This is a genomic window from Paraeggerthella sp. LCP19S3_G8, assembly GCF_052119225.1.
Lineage (GTDB): Bacteria > Actinomycetota > Coriobacteriia > Coriobacteriales > Eggerthellaceae > Paraeggerthella > Paraeggerthella hominis.
In genome coordinates this window covers 232,001-252,399 of the sequence record NZ_JBQKFQ010000002.1, presented here as the reverse complement: position 1 = coordinate 252,399, position 20,399 = coordinate 232,001, and the positions used below count along the sequence as shown (strand labels likewise).

The 20,399-nt window shown below is 55.7% G+C and carries 18 protein-coding genes; 11 read left to right on the top strand and 7 right to left on the bottom strand.

Annotated elements, in window-relative coordinates; translation table 11 throughout:
- The first annotated feature begins 37 nt into the window (after positions 1-37).
- Both ACTQZK_RS02950 and ACTQZK_RS02945 read left to right on the top strand, forming a co-directional pair.
- Positions 38-772, top strand: coding sequence for a hypothetical protein (locus ACTQZK_RS02950; protein WP_441898390.1), 735 nt, complete (start codon positions 38-40; stop codon positions 770-772).
- On the top strand, positions 773-2,314 hold the full coding sequence (locus ACTQZK_RS02945; RefSeq protein WP_441898388.1) for a nucleotidyltransferase: 1,542 nt from the start codon (positions 773-775) through the stop codon (positions 2,312-2,314).
- 146 nt (positions 2,315-2,460) lie between these two features.
- On the opposite strand, the gene ACTQZK_RS02940 is transcribed toward ACTQZK_RS02945, so the two are convergent.
- Together ACTQZK_RS02940 and ACTQZK_RS02935 are read right to left on the bottom strand one after the other, a co-directional pair.
- On the bottom strand, positions 2,461-2,820 hold the full coding sequence (locus ACTQZK_RS02940; protein ID WP_441898387.1) for a type II toxin-antitoxin system RelB/DinJ family antitoxin: 360 nt from the start codon (positions 2,818-2,820) through the stop codon (positions 2,461-2,463).
- Positions 2,817-3,086 carry a hypothetical protein gene (locus tag ACTQZK_RS02935; RefSeq protein ID WP_441898385.1) on the bottom strand — a complete coding sequence of 90 codons (270 nt, stop codon included), beginning with the start codon at positions 3,084-3,086 and terminating at the stop codon, positions 2,817-2,819. The genes ACTQZK_RS02940 and ACTQZK_RS02935 overlap by 4 nt, the downstream gene beginning before the upstream one ends.
- Before the next feature lie 957 nt (positions 3,087-4,043).
- Between ACTQZK_RS02935 and ACTQZK_RS02930 the strand changes: the two genes are divergently transcribed.
- From ACTQZK_RS02930 to ACTQZK_RS02920, 3 genes are read left to right on the top strand one after another with little or no spacing between them, the layout of a single operon-like run.
- Positions 4,044-4,331: a sugar transferase gene (locus ACTQZK_RS02930; RefSeq protein ID WP_441898383.1), complete on the top strand. Its 288-nt coding sequence runs from the start codon at positions 4,044-4,046 to the stop codon at positions 4,329-4,331.
- Between the two features lie 48 nt (positions 4,332-4,379).
- Positions 4,380-5,342: a Mu transposase domain-containing protein gene (locus ACTQZK_RS02925; RefSeq protein WP_441898381.1), complete on the top strand. Its 963-nt coding sequence runs from the start codon at positions 4,380-4,382 to the stop codon at positions 5,340-5,342.
- Between the two features lie 60 nt (positions 5,343-5,402).
- Entirely contained in the window at positions 5,403-6,071 is a 669-nt protein-coding gene (locus ACTQZK_RS02920; protein WP_441898379.1) for an ATP-binding protein, read from the top strand.
- Between the two features lie 370 nt (positions 6,072-6,441).
- Here ACTQZK_RS02920 and ACTQZK_RS02915 read toward each other — a convergent pair whose 3' ends face one another.
- The gene (locus tag ACTQZK_RS02915; protein WP_441898377.1) at positions 6,442-7,872 is read right to left on the bottom strand and encodes a radical SAM protein; all 1,431 of its coding nucleotides are present in this window, start codon (positions 7,870-7,872) and stop codon (positions 6,442-6,444) included.
- A gap of 162 nt (positions 7,873-8,034) precedes the next feature.
- On the opposite strand from ACTQZK_RS02915, the gene ACTQZK_RS02910 reads away from it, so the two are divergent.
- Positions 8,035-8,658 (top strand): TetR/AcrR family transcriptional regulator, encoded by a 624-nt coding sequence (locus tag ACTQZK_RS02910; RefSeq protein ID WP_114567045.1) that lies wholly within the window; start codon positions 8,035-8,037, stop codon positions 8,656-8,658.
- Positions 8,659-8,812: 154 nt separating this feature from the next.
- On the opposite strand, the gene ACTQZK_RS02905 is transcribed toward ACTQZK_RS02910, so the two are convergent.
- The 3 genes from ACTQZK_RS02905 to ACTQZK_RS02895 all read right to left on the bottom strand — a co-directional run bounded on the left by ACTQZK_RS02905 (position 8,813) and on the right by ACTQZK_RS02895 (position 11,952).
- Complete coding sequence (locus ACTQZK_RS02905; RefSeq protein ID WP_147269867.1) at positions 8,813-8,992, bottom strand: hypothetical protein; 180 nt, start codon at positions 8,990-8,992, stop codon at positions 8,813-8,815.
- Positions 8,993-9,228: 236 nt separating this feature from the next.
- Positions 9,229-10,182 (bottom strand): choloylglycine hydrolase, encoded by a 954-nt coding sequence (gene bsh, locus ACTQZK_RS02900; RefSeq protein ID WP_114567044.1) that lies wholly within the window; start codon positions 10,180-10,182, stop codon positions 9,229-9,231.
- Positions 10,183-10,452: 270 nt separating this feature from the next.
- Positions 10,453-11,952 carry a helix-turn-helix transcriptional regulator gene (locus tag ACTQZK_RS02895; protein WP_441898374.1) on the bottom strand — a complete coding sequence of 500 codons (1,500 nt, stop codon included), beginning with the start codon at positions 11,950-11,952 and terminating at the stop codon, positions 10,453-10,455.
- Between the two features lie 279 nt (positions 11,953-12,231).
- Here ACTQZK_RS02895 and ACTQZK_RS02890 point away from each other — a divergent pair, with 279 nt between their 5' ends.
- The 5 genes from ACTQZK_RS02890 (at position 12,232) to ACTQZK_RS02870 (ending at position 17,468) form a co-directional block, all read left to right on the top strand.
- Positions 12,232-14,109 carry an FAD-dependent oxidoreductase gene (locus ACTQZK_RS02890; RefSeq protein WP_441898372.1) on the top strand — a complete coding sequence of 626 codons (1,878 nt, stop codon included), beginning with the start codon at positions 12,232-12,234 and terminating at the stop codon, positions 14,107-14,109.
- 633 nt (positions 14,110-14,742) lie between these two features.
- Entirely contained in the window at positions 14,743-15,327 is a 585-nt protein-coding gene (locus tag ACTQZK_RS02885; protein ID WP_441898370.1) for an anthranilate synthase component II, read from the top strand.
- An 8-nt stretch (positions 15,328-15,335) separates the two neighbouring features.
- Positions 15,336-16,205, top strand: coding sequence for a chorismate-binding protein (locus tag ACTQZK_RS02880; RefSeq protein ID WP_441898369.1), 870 nt, complete (start codon positions 15,336-15,338; stop codon positions 16,203-16,205).
- A complete protein-coding gene (locus ACTQZK_RS02875; RefSeq protein ID WP_441898519.1) occupies positions 16,105-16,725 on the top strand; it encodes a chorismate-binding protein in 621 nt (206 codons plus the stop codon). The genes ACTQZK_RS02880 and ACTQZK_RS02875 overlap by 101 nt, the downstream gene beginning before the upstream one ends.
- Positions 16,722-17,468, top strand: coding sequence for an aminotransferase class IV (locus ACTQZK_RS02870; protein ID WP_114567040.1), 747 nt, complete (start codon positions 16,722-16,724; stop codon positions 17,466-17,468). The genes ACTQZK_RS02875 and ACTQZK_RS02870 overlap by 4 nt, the downstream gene beginning before the upstream one ends.
- Positions 17,469-18,372: 904 nt before the next feature.
- On the opposite strand, the gene ACTQZK_RS02865 is transcribed toward ACTQZK_RS02870, so the two are convergent.
- The gene (locus tag ACTQZK_RS02865; RefSeq protein ID WP_441898366.1) at positions 18,373-20,277 is read right to left on the bottom strand and encodes a DHA2 family efflux MFS transporter permease subunit; all 1,905 of its coding nucleotides are present in this window, start codon (positions 20,275-20,277) and stop codon (positions 18,373-18,375) included.
- Positions 20,278-20,399: the final 122 nt, after the last annotated feature.

Sequence of the window (20,399 nt, the reverse complement as noted above, 5' to 3'; positions counted from 1 at the left end):
ACATAATACTCGCTCTATTATAAAGAAAGGTTGGCAGTTGGATATAGGGTCTTTCATTTATGGCGTTGTCGCCTCTCTTGTAGCGACGTTCATAGTGTTTCTAGCAAAGAAAACTATTGAGAATCGAAGGCGACTTGCGTTGCTCTGCAGTGCAGGCGTTCATCGGAACGAGGAGGTGCGCGTTAGTGCAGCGTACTTATTCAGAATCGTTGTCGATGGTAAATACCTTCTGATACGCGGCGGCCGAATTAGGTCCCAATATCAGCCAGTGGGTGGCGTGTACAAGTGTTTCCCTAGCAGCAAGGCGAAACTTGACAGCTTGGGCGCACGAGCTGATTGTGCCCTTAATACCCATCTAACAGATTCCGATGATTTGCGCTTGCGCCTTCCGGGAAAGAACCTCCTGGAGTTTCTCGATTGGTTTGACGGGAGAACCGGGCGCGAGGTTGGGACCATGAGGGAGTTCAGGGAAGAGCTTGTCGAGCCTGGCTATCTTACTGACAAGGCCGTTAAGTGCTTCAACCCAGAATTTATACGCATGTGCGACCGCAAGATGTCGTACTCGAAGGAGCTGGAGATTTACGAGCTTCTTATCCACGACGTTTACGAAGTTACTCTATCGATGGACGAGGCGGCCCTCATTCGGGAGGCAATAGGGTCGGGCCCCGATTGCGAACTCGTCTTGGTTGATGCGCGTGATATCGAAAAGGGCACCGTCGAAATCAGCGGTGTATTTTATGGTATCGCCCCAACTGCGAGAAAGGTTCTCTAGTTGATAGACGCACAGTTTTCCAAATACATGGAAGGTCAGCTTGCCAGCGCATTGAGCGAGATCGAGATGCCTGACAGCTATTACGATAAGGCGATTTCTGCTTACGGGTCGGTGTCTCGTGAACTGACAGCAGAGTCTTCCGGTCTGTTTGAGTATGACCCTGAAATCATCTTGCAGGGATCCATTAAGATTGGCACCGCCATTAAGCCCACCACCGATGACGGGTCATATGATGTCGATATGGTTTGTAACCTTCGGTCTTTGAGCAAGGGAGACATATCGCAAAAAGCGCTCAAAGAGGTGGTTGGCAAGGATGTTAAAGATTATGCCCGCAGGCACGGAATGTCAAACGAGCCGCACGATGGAAAACGTTGCTGGACGTTGGAGTATGTCGACGATGCAAACTTTCACCTTGATATATTACCAACGTTGGACGACACGCATTCGCATCGCCGAGCTATGGTCGCGAAATCATATAAAATCCCAGACGGCGCTTCCTATCTCGCCCACACAGATAAAAGGCACCCTTTGTTTGGAGGCATTTGCGACAGCTGGCCCACTACGAATCCAAGAGGGTTTGCGCAATGGTTTTTAGGTGTGGCTCGAGTCGATGAAGAAAGGAAAAGGCTCGCGCTTGCGAAGTCCGTTTCAATTGAGAAGATAGAAGTGTACAAGGTGAAGCTTCCCCTTCAAAGGTACATCCAGCTTCTGAAAAGACATAGGGACATCTACTTTGCTCGGTCCTCGGATAAAAAGCCGCGCTCTATAGTTATAACGACGCTTGCGGCCAAGGCCTATGAATCGGTCGCTCGAACGGGAAACTGGTATGACGACTTTGTGCTGACGGTCGAATCTATGCCAAGGTTCATCCAGAAAACCGGCGACGGATACAAGTTGGCTAACCCATCCGATCCGTTGGAGAATTTTGCCGACGGATGGGATGGTTCAACCATGCAGTCTTTTGCGGACTGGCACTCTTCCGTTCTTGCAGACCTTGTTCCGGTTCCATCTCGATCGAGGAGCGGTTTCATAAACCGTTACGCCTTGCGCGAAATGAGGCGCTCTCTCGGTCTTTCGGAACGCGTCGTCAACTGCAGGCCGCTCTCGACGGCCCGAATGAAGGTCGACTCCCTTTCCCATCATCGGCATCATGGCCTTACGGAGATTGATGCTGTTGCAGTCACCGTTTCGGCGACGAAAACACGCAGCGGCGGAACTCCTACTCCCTTTGAATCGGGCGACCCTTTGCCTAAAGGCGTATCCCTCCGTTTCGAAGCCCATGCTGAGGGGATAAAAAGATACGAAGTTCGGTGGCAAGTTACCAATGATGGGGAGGAGGCGCTTCGCGCGGGTTGCCTCAGGGGTGATTTCTACTGTAGCTCGACTTTGTCGAATGGTAGGAGGACTAGAAGCGAAAGCACCAGCTACACAGGTCTGCATTACGTTGAGTGCATTTTGGTCAAGGACGGCGTAGTGTATGGAAGGAGCGAGCCTTTCGTTGTGAACATCGTTGATGGCAAAGCCGCCTATATGCAGTGGTGATTGCAGTGGACAAGGTGGGTCGTTTGATGTGCGTTTTTGATTTGCACGGTATCCGCATTGGCGCTCTGGCCGCCTCGAGAGGCCGAAGCGGCAGGGCGCCTTGCCGAGAAAAAGCGCCCAGAGCCTTCCGCGAAGCCGGCAGCCCCTCACCTCTCCTTCCGGGGGATGCCGGCGGCGAACGGCATCCCTCCCAGCGCGGTCGTCTGCAGTGCGAGCAGCCTCACTGCCTGCGAGAAGTTCGTGTCCAGGCTCTTGAGCACGGACTCCATCTCGCCGGCGACGTCCTCCGGGATCTTGACCGACGTCACCGCGGTCCTGCCGCCCGCCTCGAAGCCGCCGTCGACGGGGTCGAAGGGGATGTCCCCCTCGAGCACGATCTGGAAGGCGAAGCTCCTCATCGCGCAGGTGGGGTCGACGCCGATGCCCCGCAGCGTGTCCTCGAATGACGCCTTCAGGTCGGCGTTGATCCTCACCGACAGCTTCCTCGTCTTCGCGCTGCGGCTCATCTTGCGCCCCCATCCCCAGGGCGCTCGCCTTCCTCGCCGGTTCCGAAGCCGCTCTCCATGAAGGCTTCGAACCGGATCCTCATGGTGTTGGCCTTCGCCTCGCGGCTCGCCCTCATGGGCGGCCCGCCCCGGTAGACGAGCTCGTCCATGTACTCCTCGAACGCCTCCGTCAGGGTCATCCCGTGCAGCGCGAGCAGCTCCCTGCTCCTGCGCTTCATGGTCCCGTCCAGCCTGAGCGACGTCGTCTCCTTGGGGTTCGCGTACATCCCGCCTCCTTTCCTGCGGCGCATCCGGCGCCGCAATTGCGCTTCGTGCACTTGCGCCGGCGCAGCTGCCCGTCCCAAGGCCGTTTTCGGGGCATTTTGGACAGGTGCGGCCGCGGGCGGCGATCGGTAGGGCCGCTGGCGTGCGGCATGCTCGCCGCGATTTGCCGACGCGAGTCCTCTGTTCCCGCAAAAGCTTCTGCGGGGCCTTGCGACGCTGCGGGGCCTTTGCCTGGGTTTCTCCGATCGGCCTCCGATGCAAGGCCTCCTTGCTCGGCTTGTCTGCCGATATGCCCGGGAGGCGGTGCGGAGCGCCGGATTCGCGAAGGCCCGCGAGGGCCGGCATCCCCACCGAATTGCCGGCGACGGGCCGATGTCGCCCGGAATTCTGTGGGGATGTCGCGCGTGCGGCGCGCAGCGCCGCATCCCGGGCAACAGCCCCGCGGCGCTTGAGCGGGCATGCGGCCGGTGGGGTTCCAAGGGGAGGAGGCGTGGAGCGCTCTCCTTGGCCGCCTTGGCGGGTCCAGCCACTGCTGCGCTGGGGGCACGGGAGGCGGCCCGATAACGTCAACGTCCAAGGTGGGCCCTTCCCGGTAAGCTGGCCGGATGGCGCGTTGGGGATGCTCGGGACCTAACGAGAAGCCGTGGCTTCGCGGTGGCTGACTCTGGCGGAAGGCTGCATTCGATGGCCTCCGCCATCGAAGTTTATGCAGCCGCGCGCCGCTTGTGGGGAATCGTCCCATTGGGAATTCGCCCCAATGGAACGATTTCGCTTAGGGGTAGAGGTCGTCTTCGGGCTCGACTCGACCATTCGAATCGTCGCCGGGCGTTTTTATTATGCGCAAAGCGGTAGCCGCGATTCGCTGGCGCAATACGCTGTCCGCAGTGCCATTGGCAATACAAAAACCCGCAGGTCAATCCAATAATCCAACCTATCGGCGCCTTTAGTGTTTTTTCGTCTTGACAAAAGGGATGTCCGTGATAGGGCCTCGACCCATTACGCAAGACGAGCTCGAGTGGTTCGGCGAGAACGCGACCGAGTACCTGAGTGTGCCCATGGGCATCACGGGGCTTTGGCAAGCCACATCGAGGAACGGTGCCTCGTTCGAGTCGGGCGAACGCCAGCGCATCGATGGAACGAATACTGCGACAAGGCTCTCGAGACCGGCAAACAGCCGCTCATGTTCACGGCTTTTTGCGGCAACCGCCGCAAATGGGCGGACGCGAACCGCGCAACAATGCATATAGAAAGAAAGCCCGCAGACGAGACTCAGGTTGACTGGGTGGGGCGACGCCATGCAGGCGCGCGACCCCGGCACTGCAGAATTGCACAAGGCGTACGTTTTCGTTGCATGCCCGCCCTATTCGAACTACCTGTTCGCCGAAGGCTTTTACTCCATGGACGAGGAATCGTGGACTGCTGCGCACGTTCACGCATTTTCGTTCTTCGGCGGCACGACACCGCTTCTCGTTCCCGACAACTGCAAGACCGGCGTCATAAAAAACACCGTCGAAGAGTTGATTTCAAACGACCAGTATCGCCGTATGGCGGAATACTACGGCGTCGCCGTGGTGCCTGCCAGACCCCGCAAACCTCGCGATAAAGGCGCCGTGGAGATGGGCGTGGGGCTTATCGAGCGTCAGGCCATAGCGCCGTTGAGGGCACGCGTCTTCTTCTCGCCTGCGGATCTCAACGAGGCCTTGCAGGAGAGGATATCCGAGCTTAACGACCGCGCCTTCCAGAAAAGAGAAGGCAGCAGGGCAAGCGAATTCCTTGACCGGGAAAAGCACTTGCTTGCCCCGCTGCCGGCGCACTCCTACGAAATGGTTGCCAGGAAGCGCGCCACTGTCAATTTTAACCACCCTGCAAGCTTTGACGGGCGCTGGTGCTCGGTTCCTTTCACCTATGTTGAAAGGGAAGTCGAAATTGCGGCAACAAAAAGCTCCGCATCCATCCTTTGCGACGGAGAACGTATCGCCATGCACAAGCGCATACGGATGCGCAAAGGTCCGTATTCAACGGATCGAAACCACATGCCCGATTCGCACCGCGACTTCGCCGAATGGAATGCGGGACGTTTCAAAAAACGGGCTTCGAGGATCGGGCCCGAGACCCGATGCGCTATAGACTCGATACTGGAATCCCGCAAAGTCGAGCAACAAGGATATCGCTCGTGTCGGGCGCTGCTGGGCTTTGAGAAGAAAAACTGTGAAAGCAATAGTCAGCAAGCTCGCCGCGCAAGTGCCTGTCGATCCTGACAAGGGTGCATGCCTTCGCGGGTCTGCATACTATGAAAACTACGAACAAGGAGAATGGAGATGTCCGTAGGGCAAACAATCGATAAACCGCATGAGATGCGTCCTACCGCCATGGCTAAGGCTTTTAGAAACCAACAAGAGTCCGGAGGCTTCGACGAAATACCATTTGCAGAGCGCTTCTCCATGCTGGTAGATGATGAATGGGACTCAAGGCGCGTAAACAAACGTATTCGCCCGTTGAAGGCGGCCCGGTTTTCTGCGCCGGAGGCAAATGTTGCAGGTATTCGCTATGATGGCGATCGGGGACTCGATAAAAGTCAGATACTTGAACTGTCGAACTGCTGCTGGGTGAAGGCGAAAAGGAGCATCGTGATCACAGGTGCGTCAGGTGCCGGAAAGACTTGGATTGCTTGCGCTCTAGGCGTTGCTGCTTGCAGCTCGTTCTACTCGGTACGCTATGCGAGATTGCCGGAGATGATTGACGAGCTTGTTGCCGAGCGTGACGAAGAGTGGCTAACAGCCAAAAAGAAGCACATCAAGTGCGATGTCTTGATTATTGACGACTGGCTGTTGGAAGCGGCAAGAGCTAAAGGGGCGCGAGAGATTCTAGAGATTGTCGAGAGCAGGCAGCGCCAAAGGTCTTCAATTCTCTGCTCGCAGTTTGCGCTCAGCGCATGGCATCCCAAGTTCGGGGAAGGAGCTATCGCTGATGCGGTCATCGATCGGTAATGTGAAGCTTCACATTACCTGTCTAATGCATTACTTCGCATTAGGCAGGATCGTCCGCAACGCGACCTGAATCGAAATGGGCGACGTGAACATGCGCGCCAAGTGCAGGAGGGCAAGCTAGGGGCAGAAAGTGGGCTGCCATTGCTGGCCGCATCGGCAGCCGCTGCTGAAGCTGAGTATTTCGGTTGCTCAAAGTGAATACTGGCACTGCTCAAGCGAGCAAATACTCAAGCACGGTGAACTTCGTTCCGGCAAGGTGGTTTTCGCTTTATCATAGAGCGTCTGTCATAAACCCGCATCGAACGAATCTTCGGTGCGGGTTTATGACACGTTTGGGACACGTTAACTCGACAGGGGCAGATCCCTCGGCTTACAGTTTTCTCAGCTCACGACCCTGTTTGGCGAACTTGTTCAGTTCCTCCGAAGACATGAGGACCGAGATGTCCTTGCGGTAGGGGTAGCGCGCGTCGTCCTGATCAGTCCACAGCTCCTCGGCTACCGGCTCCCAGGCGCGCGCGAAGTCGCGGCACTTGCCGCACAGGTGCTCCGCGCTCTCAAACTGGTGCAGGTCGGTGGGGTGCGCACCGGATGCCTCGACCATGGCCTCGAGGCATCCGGGGTTCTCCAGCATCGGACAGGGGCGAAGGAGGTTGTCATTGAAGGGCTGGCCTTCGTAGTACTGCATGAACAGCGGGGATTTCAGGCACTCCAGAAGGCTCATGTCGTGAATGTTGGCGTTGGAGTAGTGAATGAACACACAAGGTTCCACGTCGCCTGCGGCATTGATATGCAGGTAACGGCGGCCTCCTGCGATGCAGCCTCCTACGAACTCACCGTCGTTTTGGAAGTCCATGAGGAAAAGCGGCTTCTCCTCGCGCATCCTGCGCACGAAACCGTACATCCGCTTGCGCTGCTCCACGGTGAGCATGAGCTCGGCCGGGGCGTCCATGCCCACCGGCATGTAGTTGAAGATCCAGCAGAACAAGGCACCCTGCTCGATCATCCAGTCCACAAATTCTTCGGACCCGATGGCGTCGCCGTTCTGGGACGTGATGCAGGCCGAGATGCCGAAGGGAAGTCCGTGGGACTTCAGCAGCGCCATGGCGGCGACCACCTTGTCGTAGGTGCCCTTGCCGCGACGGGCGTCGGTGGTCTCCCGGGTTCCCTCGGCGCTGATGGAGGGCACGAAATTCTTAACGCGCAGCAGATCCTGACAGAAGTTCTCGTCGATGAGGGTGGCGTTGGTGAAGCACAAGAAACTGCAGTCAGAATGCGCCTTGCAGAGCCTGATCAGATCCTTCTTGCGCACCAGAGGCTCGCCTCCGGTGTAGATGTAGATGTGGCAGCCAAGCTCTTTGCCCTGGCGAACGATGGAGTCGATGTCGTCGTAGGTGAGGTTGAGTTTGTGGCCGTACTCGGCCGCCCAGCAACCGGTGCAGCTCAGGTTGCAGGCGCTGGTAGGGTCCAGCAGGATAGCCCAGGGAATGTTGCACCGGTGCTTCTTGCGCATCTCTTCCTGGATGGGCCAGGCCATTAGATTACCGTCCACGACAAGGTTCTTGACCAGTGCGTCGCGAACCTCGGGGTTCATCTTCTCCAGAATGCGCATGATGAGCTGGTACCAGTTGTTCTTCGAGTCGATGGCAGTGCGGAAGGCATTGCGCTGGTTGCGAAAGAGGTCCTCGGGGGCCACCTTGTCGATCATGTCCATGATCTTGGTTATGTTCTTATCCGGGTCCTCGAGCAGGTACCCCACGGTCTTCATCATCGCCGCGCGCTTGATCTGATCAGCAGCCCTCATGCCAACCTCTTTCCATGATACAATCCACAGTGTGGAGCTATCAACACTGTGGATTGTATTGAGATTTGCGAGTACTAACAATGGTCACACTGCGCCGCAGTGAGCATTTATCTACATAACTAGCCTTAATGTAGACTTGTATCAAGAAATGAAAGGAGCGATATGCCGGGGAGCAGCAGAAGCGACAGGCGCAGGAGGAAGGTCGACGAAGCCATTAGGACGGCCTTTGGGGAGCTTTTGGCTGAGAAAGGTCTAAAAAACGTCACCGTCAAGGAGCTAGCCGAGCGTGCTGACATTGATCGCAAGACCTTTTATCTGAGGTACAGCTCGATAGACGGTCTTGTTGACAGCCTTCTGCGCGAGGAGATGAGACGCCTGGCCGAAGTTCTGACCACTGCCGCGGCAGACGAGGACGGCTCCGTAAACGTTCCTGTTATCTTCCGGGAGCTCAGCGCCGAGCTCATTGCCACGTTCGATCAGAGGGCAGCTGTGGTGCAACATGTGGATACCGATGCTCTCATATCGAGGCTCAGGCCCGCTATGGCAGATGTTCTTGCGGAAAGGGACGCTCTTGGGTTGGCTGAGGACCTGGGGCCGTACTTCGAGCTTTTCGTTTCGTTTTTCTGCTCGGGGCTGCTGGCGCTCTACCATCAATGGGCGGACAGCGATTCCGAGCTCCCCATGGAGGAGCTTGCCACGTTGGCCGGCTCCGCCATCGCAGGAGGCATCGCGGCAGTGACGGGGATGGCGAAAAGTCTTGGGATCAGCGGCAAGAACGAGGCATGAGAAAAACACTCGGATGTCTAAAATAGCTCGTGGATGGGTCATGTAAGCCTGAAGAGTGAGATCGTCCAAACGGGCGCAGCCTCCATATTTTTCGCCAGCAGATAGGACCCTTGCGCCTGGCAGATGACATGGTCGAACCCTGCCTCGTAGTCGGTCATGCCCCAAGGTAGGTGAAGTTCTTGGTTGCATCCTTCTTCACCAGCGCGTTCGTCTTGGTCTTTACGGGATGAAGCACGTACCCGTCCTGGATGGCCAAGTCTATCTCGCGCATCTTGGAGTCGCAGTGCAACATGGCCTGCGGCAAGCGTTGAAAAGAACGGAACCGTCTACTCATGCGATCGCTTCGCGACAAGAAGCATGTGCAGGAAAACCTGATGCGGGAGCCTCTCGCAGACCTGCTTGAACGAAATTACGGCTTCGGCATGGACAAAGCCTAGGGGCTTGATCCCGAATGCCTGCCATGCGAATGCGTGCGCCTGCGCTCTGGCGCACGCCCCAAAAAAAGCGATTCGTTCAAGAGCCCTCGGGGCGACGCATTGGCGCGTTATGCAGAGCACCCCGCATGTTTTTCTATTGTTCGATTGAGATGAGGCTCGGGCCGCGCCAATCGTAATTATCGAGCGATACAGAGCGGATGGCTGGGTCGTCGTATGTGGAGTAGTAGTACGTGTTCGTGCGCGACGAGAAACCCCCGCTGAACACGGTGATTTCGAAGTCGCCGTTCGACATGCGCGCAGCGCCTTCCACCATGGAGACTCCCGCAAGGGAACGGAACAAGCGGGAAACGTTCTCCTTCTCGGAGTTTTTCTGCGGGTAATTTGCGTTCAGGTATGCAAGCCGCACGAAGCGCGAGGGGGAGTAGTAGTCACCCGGGATGCCGCGCATGCCAGCGCCCGATCCATAGGGCTCAAGCGTTGCCGCGCGCCACGTGCGCGTAGGGGGGACGTCGCTGGTGACGTTGAGATAGCCCCGTAGGTTCTCGAACTGCCAGGCGAATCCTGGTTGGTTAGTGAGGACGTCGACATCGTCGTGGAACACTTGCATGCCTTGATCGGTGTATTCGACGACGATCGATCGGGCTGCATCTCCAATGATCCAGTGGAGCAGGGACGACTGAAAATCGGCGTTAAGGGGCTTGTCGACGATCGCGACGTTTTGCAGCGCCGCCTCAACTTCGTCGACGGTTTTGTGCAAGCTTGTTACCCAAAGGGGAAACTCGTAGGACGCAACATTGACCTTGCCGTCGACGGAGGCGGGTTCGTACTGTGCGAAGCCAGGGAAGTTCAAGCCTGCTATGGCAAGACCTTGGTCGTTGGCGCAATCGAAATAGAGTGGCGTGTCGTCGGCGACGATCCCCATTCCTATAACAGGGTAGAGGGTTTCCTCGATGGCGTCGAAAGGGGATGCGGGTGCATATCCAATGGGCGTAATGCATACATGCTCTCCGTATGAGCAGCTCCAATCCAAGTTACGACCGAAGTACATGTTTCCCGACGCATCCGTGAACCTGATACCCGAGCACATGGCAATCCTTTCTATTCTCTCGAGACAATCCGGCAAGCCCTTGTCTGCGCGCCGTGTTTGTGCGTGCTTTTTTCCTGCCATGCATGCAGTATGGAGGCGAGAGGTCGTGCGCAGCTCGATAATAGCACTCGCTTCGAGGGAAGGCGCAAAGGCGTCTCTCCTCGAATACGATTCGTAACCTTTGGCTTTTACGTTGTTGGGGTAGGCAGGCAGGAAATCGGTCGCGACCATGGGCCGGTCGCCTGTGGTCGCATTCCGGGTTCGTGCGTTTTAGCTGCTATGGCTTGTTTCCGTTGGGGCTTCCACAAGGTCGATAAGCTCTTGTTTGCAGGTGACTCCCGTTTTCGAATACACGCGCTTGATGTGGGACCACACGGTGTTTTCCGATATGACAAGCGCTTCGGCAATGTATCTGGCAGAGCGTCCGCGAGCTAGAAACGCCATGATTTCTCGCTCGCGTTTCGTGAGTGCCACTTCTTCGGCGATGACGGCAAGCCTTTGCTCGATGCTCGTTTCGCTTTCGGCGGGGTCTAGTTCAGACGCGTGCTCGGCACGCGCTTCTGAGGCATCGACGCTCTTCATTGTTACCGCTTCTGCGATGTGCATGCTTTGGTTCCTGTCGCTTGATCCCCGGCTTTTTCGGACTGCGATCATGAGCACGGTTACCAGCGGGTAGATGGTTGCAAACGCCAGAAGGGTGAGAAGCGACAAGTCGTAATCGGCGCTTAAGGCCCCAAGCAAAAGCCCGATGGACAAGCCGACGAAAAGAGATAGGCTTGAACCTCCTAAGTAAAGTCCAGACAGAATATAGCTGGGGTAAGACAAGGTACGCGATCGTTCGACGATGAAGACAAGGAACATCATGCCACAAACGTCATAGCAGGCGATCATGATAAACCCCGTGAAAGAGCTAAGAAAGTCTCCCATGAAAGGCAACAACGACAAAATCACAAGCATGCAAGGAAAACAGCCTTTATAGACGCTTGTAGGATTGGGGCGCCGAGCGGTTGCGAAAGCGAGAATGGCCGTAATAAACGTTGCAACCCCAAGCGGTAACCACATGTTCACATCTCCCACGATGTGCTCCGTCGAAGAGCCAAGAACCGAGGTGTGCAGAATCCCCACGACGCCGACGAGCACGAACAGGCAAATGTAAGATTGGAACAACTCGAAACGCAGGTCTGGCCGTGTTTCGGGGGGTGTTTTGTGCTCTGTTGCCGGGATATTTCGCCGGACTGCTCGAAGCAGAAAGGAAGAAACAAGGAAAAAGGCAATCTCCGCTATCCTCACGACAGTTGCTGGCGCAAAGGAAAGACACGCGACCAGTACTCCCTGGATGATCAGCGCGCAGACGATTTGGTTGATCGAATGCTGGAGGCTGTCTTGAGCGGAGAGCACTTCAAGCCAGCATGCGCAAGCTATTGTTATTGAAAACCCGCATAATGCACCAAGCAGTTTTGCCAAGAAGACCGGGGGCAGTGCGAATGGGCCCGAGATAAAATTCAGCGACAAGCCTGCAACGAATATGATGACGGCAGGAACCTGGGAAAGGCTTTTCCCAGCAAGCTTTCCTTTGCCAGCAAGCCATGCTATGGCAAGGCCGGTCGCGCAAGCAACAAGATTCATGGCAATCATGAAATCAAGCTCGGACACAAATCCGATGCTGGATGCAACCGATCCCATTGCGGTCATGTAGGCAAGTGATGTGGCAGCTTTGGCCAATCCAAATCCAACAGCGGACAGAACCCTCGTCTCTCGCGTAGTACCCATCGGCCACCTCCGTGCAGTATTTTAATGCTACTGGCATGATTCGTTCTCGAAAAAATGGTTAAGCAGCTGGGAACAAGCTGTACCGCGTTTTTTGTATGACCGCTCCGAACTGGGGAAAAGGTAGCATCTAACCCAAAATCAATGAATTTTCCTCATTCGCAAATGCACCGACATTCGGTGATGCCGGCTCTTGAAAACGGACGTATTCTACCCAGAGGCAAGCGATCCGGAGAATATGGACGACGCCTACACGTATACGCCTCAAGGAGGGAGAATGCCATGGAAATCGATCGCAGGAATTTTATCAAGGGGTCCCTTGCAGTCGGCTCGCTCGCCGCGCTTAGCGGACTTGCCGGGTGCTCTGCACCGAAGAAACCCGAAGATAAGCCCGAGGGTGGGGAAGCCGGCAAGAAGAAGGTGCCCGACAGCTTCGCCGATGGCAAATGGATCGGGAAGGCCATGGGCCACGACAACGAGCTGATCACCGAAGTCACCGTGTCCGGCGGCGACATCGCCAACATCAAAGTCCTGCGTTGCGACGATACCATCGGCGTCGGCTCGGTAGCCGCCCCGATGATGGCCGCAAGGCTGCTCGAAACCAAGAACCTCGACGTCGATGCCGTGACGGGTGCAACCACCACGTCGATGGCCGTCACCATGGCCGTCAAAGACGCCATCGAAAGCGCGGGCGGCTCCGCTTCCGACTTCAAAAAGGGTCCCGTCGAACGGACGGGCGGCGCCGCGCAGACCGTCGACGTCGACGTCGTGTTCATGGGCGCCGGCACCGCCGGGCTCGTCAGCGCGTGCCGCCTGCTCGAAGAGGGCAAGAGCGTCATCCTGTTCGAGAAGCAGGACATCCCCGGCGGTTCGATGTCCATGACCTACTCGGGCGTCGCCGCCGCAGGCTCCGAGCTGCAGGCCAACTACGGCCTGGGCCGCTTCGACGACAGCCCCATGTTCAACAAAGACGCCATGCTCGCCGTCATGAAGAAGTACATCGTCCCCGAAAACGATCGCTTCAACGGCGAGATGCCCTACCAGACCGCCATGTACGACAATTCCGGCAAGCTCGTCGACTGGATGCACAAAATCGGCGTGGGCTTCTACAGCCTCGGCGTGAACAAGGCTTACGGCATCACGCCCTACCTGGCGCCTGGCTGTTACATGGGCGGCTGCGGGTACGCCATGCAGTACCTCGTCGATCGCGTCGGGGCGCTTGGCGGAAAAATCGTGTACGCCACGCCGGTGACCGAACTCGTGAAGAACGCCGAAGGCCGCGTCACGGGAGTGAAGGCCAAGGGCAAAGACGGCAGCACCTGGGAGGTCTCGGCAAAGGCCGTCTGCCTCACCTCGGGCGGCTTCGCGGCGAACAACGAGATGATCGCCGAATACTACCCTGGCTACGAAGAGTACAAGTTCAACTGCGCGCCGGGTTCCACCGGCGATGGGATCAAGCTCGGAATCGAGGCGGGCGCAGCCGTCGAGTGCATGGGGCGCGATCTCGGCGCCTATCTTTCCACGACCGCGCAGGCGGGCTCCCGTTTCGAGATCGCCTTCCTGTACCAGACCACGCCCGGCATCATGGTCAACGGAAGCGGCAAACAGTTCGGCAACATCATGTCGGACAACCACGGCGTCATGAGCAAGGCGCTGCGCAACCCCGACAACGGCGGCCGGTTCTTCCATATCACCGACGAGTCGGGCTACATCACCACGATGAAGAACGAGACGTACGCGATGGACATCTACAAGTGCCTCGTCGACCGCGGCGACATGGTTCACTACGATTCCGTCGAAGCAGCCGCCGAAGCGCTCGAGCTGCCCGAGCTCAAGGCGACGATCGACGCGCACAACCAGCATGCGCTCGCCGGCGAGCCCGACGAGTTCGGGCGCAAGAACCTTCCCTACCTTGACACCTACAACGGCATCTGGGTGGTTTCCTGCGAGCCGACGCTCTACCTCACCACCGGCGGTCTGGCGATCGACACGAGCTGCCATGTGCAGAAGGAAGACGGCACCGCCGTTCCGGGCCTTTACGCAGCCGGCGACGTTTGCGGCTCGATCGAAGAGAAGGACGGCCGCGTCTACGCGATGGGATTCGATGCTGCCATGAACTACGGCTACATCATGGCCGAGGCAGTCAAGGCGGAGGTCTGATTGTTTTTTTGACGGCCAAATAAAGAGAACCGCGCGAAGCGACCCCCCCTAAAGCTGAGCTGGGTTTAATGAACTCGATCGCGGCTTTAGTGGGTTTATGGGCTAAGGCGTTTCGCGAGCAGGGACAAAAAAGGTGGCTTTGACGCCTTTGGGTTGAATGGGGTCATTGGGGCCGAAGCAAATTCAATTCATCCGGAGAAGTGGTGAATTGATGATCGGTCAGGTGGGTTCGGAATGCAAATGGAGGCACTCTCAAACGAATCTAGCAACCAAAACGGTGGGCTAGCGAATAACGTATCTTGAATCTTAGAAGCCGGTTGCCTCGATCAGCTTGAAAAAGACGGAGCGATATAAGGGAAAGCTGCGACCATAACTGTCGACGCGAATCAAGCAAGACAAGCTCCATGGGGGAGTGTGGACGTTTCGTGTATGGCGGGCGTTGCGAGGGGAACTCCTAGTATTTTCTTGCAAGCACTTGTTAAACGGGTACAATCTGTTGAAACAGAGGGTGTGTCCCAAATCAACAAGTGGGAAAACTGCCATTTATTCGCCGGTGACGGCGGATGGGTGGCAGTTTTTCTTTTGCGGCAGTGTTTTTTGCCGGAGGAGCGTAGGAGGCAAGCAGTGTATTTGATGCTGGATAATTACGATTCGTTCACGCAGATGCTCGTAAGCTATTTTCGTGAGCTGGGCGTTCGCATGGACACGTACGAGAATGACGGTATCGACGCCAAGACCGTGCGCGACATGGATGATGCGGGCCTTCTTCGGGGCATCGTGGTTTCCCCTGGGCCCAAAAGCCCCAAAGAATGCGGCAACTGCGGCGATATCGTGAGGCTGGCTGCGCGTCGTCGCATCCCCTTGTTGGGAGTGTGCCTAGGCCATCAGGTAATTGCTGACGTGCTCGGCGCGCGCGTGACTCGGGGCAAGCGTCCCATGCACGGAAAGGTTACCGCGATTCGACACAACAGCCAAGGATTGTTCAAGGCTTTGCCCGAGACGTTCGAGGTTGTTCGTTACCACTCTCTAGTGGTTGACGACGACGAGCTTCCCCATTTTTTCTCCGTTGACGCGCGCTCCGAAGACGGCGCGATCATGGCCTTGCGGCATAGAGAACTGCCGCTGTACGGTGTGCAGTTCCATCCCGAAGCGGCGCGAACCCAGTATGGGCATGAGCTTCTGTCTCGTTTTGTGGTGTGCTGCGAGACGGCGCGATAGGGGGACTCGTGGCCACGGCCGTTCATGTATTTCGCTTCTATAAACCGCTTTCTGACCTGTTCGAGTTGGTTAAGGCTATGCCTCAAGCGCTTTTCCTTGACTCCTCCGAGAAGAGCGATCAGGGACGGTTCTCTTTGGTGGGGCTGATGCCGTATGCCACCGTCGAGCAAGTCGGGGGGAGTTGCTACGTCAATGGCGCTGCGTCCCCCCTCTCGTTCTTTGAACAATTGGGCGCCTACCTCGATGATGCTGCGGCGCCCAATACCACCGGCCTCCCTCTCATCTCCGGCGCTTTAGGCTATCTTGGGTATAGCATGGGGCTTCAGGCGTGCAAGATTGCGTCGCGACACTTGCCGCGCGAGCGCATTCCTGAGGCTTCCTTTTCTTTCTATGACCTGCTGTTTGTGGAAGATATTGCGAACGAGAAGCTGTATTTGTGCACACAGGGCGTTCGCATGAGCCATGGTGATGCCCTTGCATGGGCGACTGGATTGTTGCATAAGGTCACGCCGGCGCCTACGCCGTTAAAGCACGAGCGCCAGGCGAGCTTTGATGCTTCTTTCAGTGCCGGCGATTATTGCGCCGCCCTTGACCGCATGGTGCGCTATATGGTTGACGGGCACATATACGTTGCCAACATGACGCAATTGCTGAGGTCCTCGGCCCCGGCAGACCCCTACGATGCATATCGTTACCTACGCTGTCATAATCCTGCTCCCTTTTCAGCGTATCTATGCGGGCAGGGGGGCGATGCCGCGACGGATTATCAGATTTGCTGTGCGAGCATGGAGCGCTTCCTGCAGGTACGGGGCGGGCACGTTCTTGCTCGTCCTATCAAAGGAACGCGCAAGAGGGGGGGGAACGCTTCAAGAAGATGAGGCGCTTAAGGCCGATCTTGCCGAAAGTTCCAAAGATAATGCCGAGCTTCTCATGGTTGTCGATTTGGAGCGTAACGATTTGGCTCGCGCATGCGCACCGGGAACTATCGTCGCGCATCCGGAGTTTGTCGTCGAGGCCTACCCGACAGTGTTTCAGCTTGTGGCGACTGTGGAAGGAGTGCTGGCGCCTGGCAAAAGCGCGTTGCGTTTCGTACAATCGGCGTTTCCGGGAGGGTCCATCACGGGTGCGCCGAAAATTCGCGCTATGGAGATCATCGACGAGCTTGAGCGAGATGCCCGCGGCCTCTACACGGGCTCTATTGGATACTTTTCTGCAAACGGAGACTGCGATCTCAATATTGCTATCCGTACGGCGGTATGTCAAAACGGAACAGCGTATCTAGGCGTCGGCGGGGGGATCACCGTGGAATCTGATTTCGATTTCGAATACGAGGAAACCTTGCAAAAGGCCAAGGCGGTGCTGGAAGCATTGGCTATTGAAGAACGGGAAACGAGATGAGCGATATGGTGGCGGCCGACGACGGCTTCTTTTTCGGTTTCGGCGCTTTTGAGACTGTGGCGGTGGAGAACGGCCGTCCTGTTTTGCTCGAGGAGCATCTGAATCGTCTAGACAAGGCCTTGCGCTTTCTCTGCATTGATGTGCCCAAGGAGCGTGTACTCGAGCGCGTACGGCAGGCTCTTGATTCTCGGCCAGTCGATGCGCCGGAGCGACAGGCATTGAAAGTCACGGTCACGTCTCATAATCTCGTGGTGGCCTTGCGCTCCAACACGTATGTCGGAGAGGATTATCGCAAGGGGTTTTCCTGCAGCGTAAGTTCTGTGCGCCGCAACGAGACTTCTCCGTTTACTTTTCACAAAACGCTGAACTATGCCGATTGCGTCTATGAAAGGCGTAGGGCTCGCGAACAATGTATAGACGAGCCTCTGTTCTGTAATATCCAAGGCCATCTCTGCGAAGGGGCAACTACGAATCTGTTCATCGTTCGCGACGGTCGAGTTATAACGCCCTCAGTTGCGGAGGGTATTCTTCCCGGCATCATGCGGGGCTTTGTGATGGAACACGCAGATGTTGAGGAGGCTGTCGTCACCGTGGATGATGCAATATCGGCAGACGAAATGTTCGTCACTAATTCTTTGCTGGGAATCATGCCGGTTTCGCGTTTTTGCAACCACGGTTACGAGAGTAGAACGAAGGCGCATGAGCTTTCGGTTATATATCGCGACATGGTGCGAAACTTGTGAGCAATAAGTCGCCAAACGCAGTGGCTACTGTTTCTTTCCTCTTGGGCTGGCGGCTTGCATGGTCGATGTATCGTTTTGCTCAATGGTCGCATGGATAGATGATTGGTGGCAAGATTTTTCCTGTTTCCATACAGGCTGTAGTTCACGTCTCTGTTGGCAGCCTTTGTGCAAGGACCGCTCGGTGGAACACCGTTACGCTGCTCTATACTAGGAGAATTATGGCGAAAAATAGCCACAAACTTTGCAAGGGATAGGCATTCTTTAGAACGGCTTAATGGCTGCGACTGCTGTTTTTGACCATGAAGAGGATGGAAGAAAGATGTGGTAAAACAAAAAATCCATCATACAAAAAGTTCTAGGAATCAGCACGAGGGGCATGGTATTTTCGTGTGCGTGCTTTGCGGCAACGGCAAGAATCGCCATCACTCGCGTTAAGGCTTGCGAGCTGAATCTCGATTTGGTACTGCGAAAGGCCAGCATCGACTATGTTCCTGTTGACGAGGGCATGGAGTGCCTCGGCATTGCAATTTCGCTGACGCTTGTGGTTAGCTTGCATCTGCAGCGCCCATTGCGAGGCTACTGCCGTCGCCAACATATTTTCCTGACGTCAACACTCTGAGCGCGATCTCTGGGGATGATGCTCGAAACACGATGTTGGCATGCGTATCGTTATGGTCTTCATTGGCAATGCGTTTGCCAGTATGTTAAGAGCTTTTAGAGGCTCGTTCGAGGTTTCTAAGTTCTCTCCACTTCAAAATGCAAAGATTGCCAGAATTTGTGAAGAACGAGGTAGGCCTCCTTGAGGTTTACCTCGTTCTTAGGCGACTTGAAATGGGGGCAGCAGCGTCGATGATGCGCAGGGTGGTCTGACTGAGTCGTTTCGTGCATTAGTGCGGAAGCTGTTTTAACACTTGTTTTCGGTTTTGATCGGGGCTTGCTGCTTTGCGCCTAGATCAACCATAACATCCATAAGGTGTCGTACCGCCTCGTCACGACTGATGGTGCCAATTAGCAGATTTTCGTCTATGACGGGAATTTTCTTGATTTTGCGTTTACTGAGGACTGCGAACACTTCGTCTATAGTGGCATTCGATTCTACCGAAATCACGTTTTTCGTTGCAATATCTTTTACCTGCAGCTGCATGAGTGCGCTGCATCGTTCGGCAAATGTTTTAGTATCCTGTATTTCGCGTACTTCGTACGTTGCGTCGACCGTGAGTGCAGTATGCGCGCCCGTGAAGCTAAGCAGGTCGCCGTCGGTTACGAATCCCGTTACGCGCCTTTCAGATCCCAGTACGGGAACACCGTTGATTTTATTGGCAACCAGGAGTTCAACAAGATCGGATACAGGTGCGTTTTCCGAGATAAACAAAGGGTTTCTGTCTATCAGAACCTCAATTGGGGAAGGCGATTTCGAAGCTGCATTTTCGTTGTTTGCTCGAGTTCGCACGAATATGAACGAAAGAGCCAAGCAGACGGCGGCCAAGCCGAAGCCAACCCAGTTCGTCATCTGGAAAGCCGCAATGGACGTTTCGTTCGCCTGGACGGCTCCGCCTGCGAACAGCGAGAGCAGCACCGCCATGACGGCAGACCCCATAGCGCCGATTATTTGCTTGAGGGTGTTGTTTACCGCAGCAGCGTCTTCTACTAGATCATCTACGGCTTCGAGAGACCATGTCGTCAAGACCTGCATCGAAAGGCCAATGCCCACGCCGCGCAGCACTTGGAAGAACATGATAGCCCAAACGGGTGTTTCGAAATCAAAGAATGCCATACCGGCAAGTCCCGCACAAAGAACTGCGCTACTAATCAAGGTCAAACGTCGTACACCCACTTTTTCTGCGAGAACTCCGCCTAACAAGCTGCACACTGCCATCGCAATGGCTGACGGAAGCGAGAGCATGCCGGAAAGTGTTGCAGAATACCCACACATGCTTTGTGCGTAAATGGGAACAACTAACGTGACTCCCAAGTTGACAAAGTTCATAAGAGCGTTGATGAGCGTTCCCATGTTGAAGCGCTGATTTTTGAATACTGTTAAGTTCAAAAAAGGATGTGAAAGCCTATTCTGGCGACGAACAAACAGGACGGCAGTCAACACGCCGATCGCGAGAGGCGCCCATACGAATAGGCTCGTCACGCCAAATGAACTTATATTGGAAAACGAGACGATAATGCCCACGCAGAGTATGGCCGATTGTGCAAGAGAGACGAAATCAAGAGCGCTCTTTTCGCTGTCTGTAAGGTTGCGTGCGACTATGAAAGCCACTACGGTCATAACGCAACTTGCAACAGCCAGCATGGCGAACACGAAACGCCAGCCGTGCGAGTCTATCAGCACGCCGCCTAGCGTTGGCCCTATGGTGGGTGCTACGCAGATAACCAATCCAACAACGCCCATGGCAAGCTGCCAGCGATGTTGCGGCAGCACCTTGAAAATGGCAATTTGGAGGTAAGGGTATAAAACTCCTGTACCGGCTGCTTGGAATACGCGTGCTAATACGAGCATTGCAAAGCTTTGCGCGAAAAAACCCGCTACCGAACCGACGGTAAGCAGTACGAGAGAGCTGAGAAGAACCTGACGGGTTGTGAACCGATGGGTAATGTAGGCAGTGGGGGGAATCATGACTGCCAAGACGATCGAGTAAGAGGTGGACGCCCATTGCGCCATACCGGAGTCTACGCCAAATTCGTCCATGAAAATAGGCAATCCAGTAGCGAAGATGGTTTGGGCTAAATATCCCACTATGCTTACGCATAGCAAAACCGCCAAAGTGGCCATGAAACGAGGCTGAACTTTTTGATGCATGTAGTGAGCTTCTCCTTTCGGCAGTAATGGCGCCTTCTAGGGCGCCATCAACAAGTCGTAACATTGACATTTGTTAGACTTTATCGGATGCTTTCTCCCGCGTCAAAGCACGCGGTGTCACT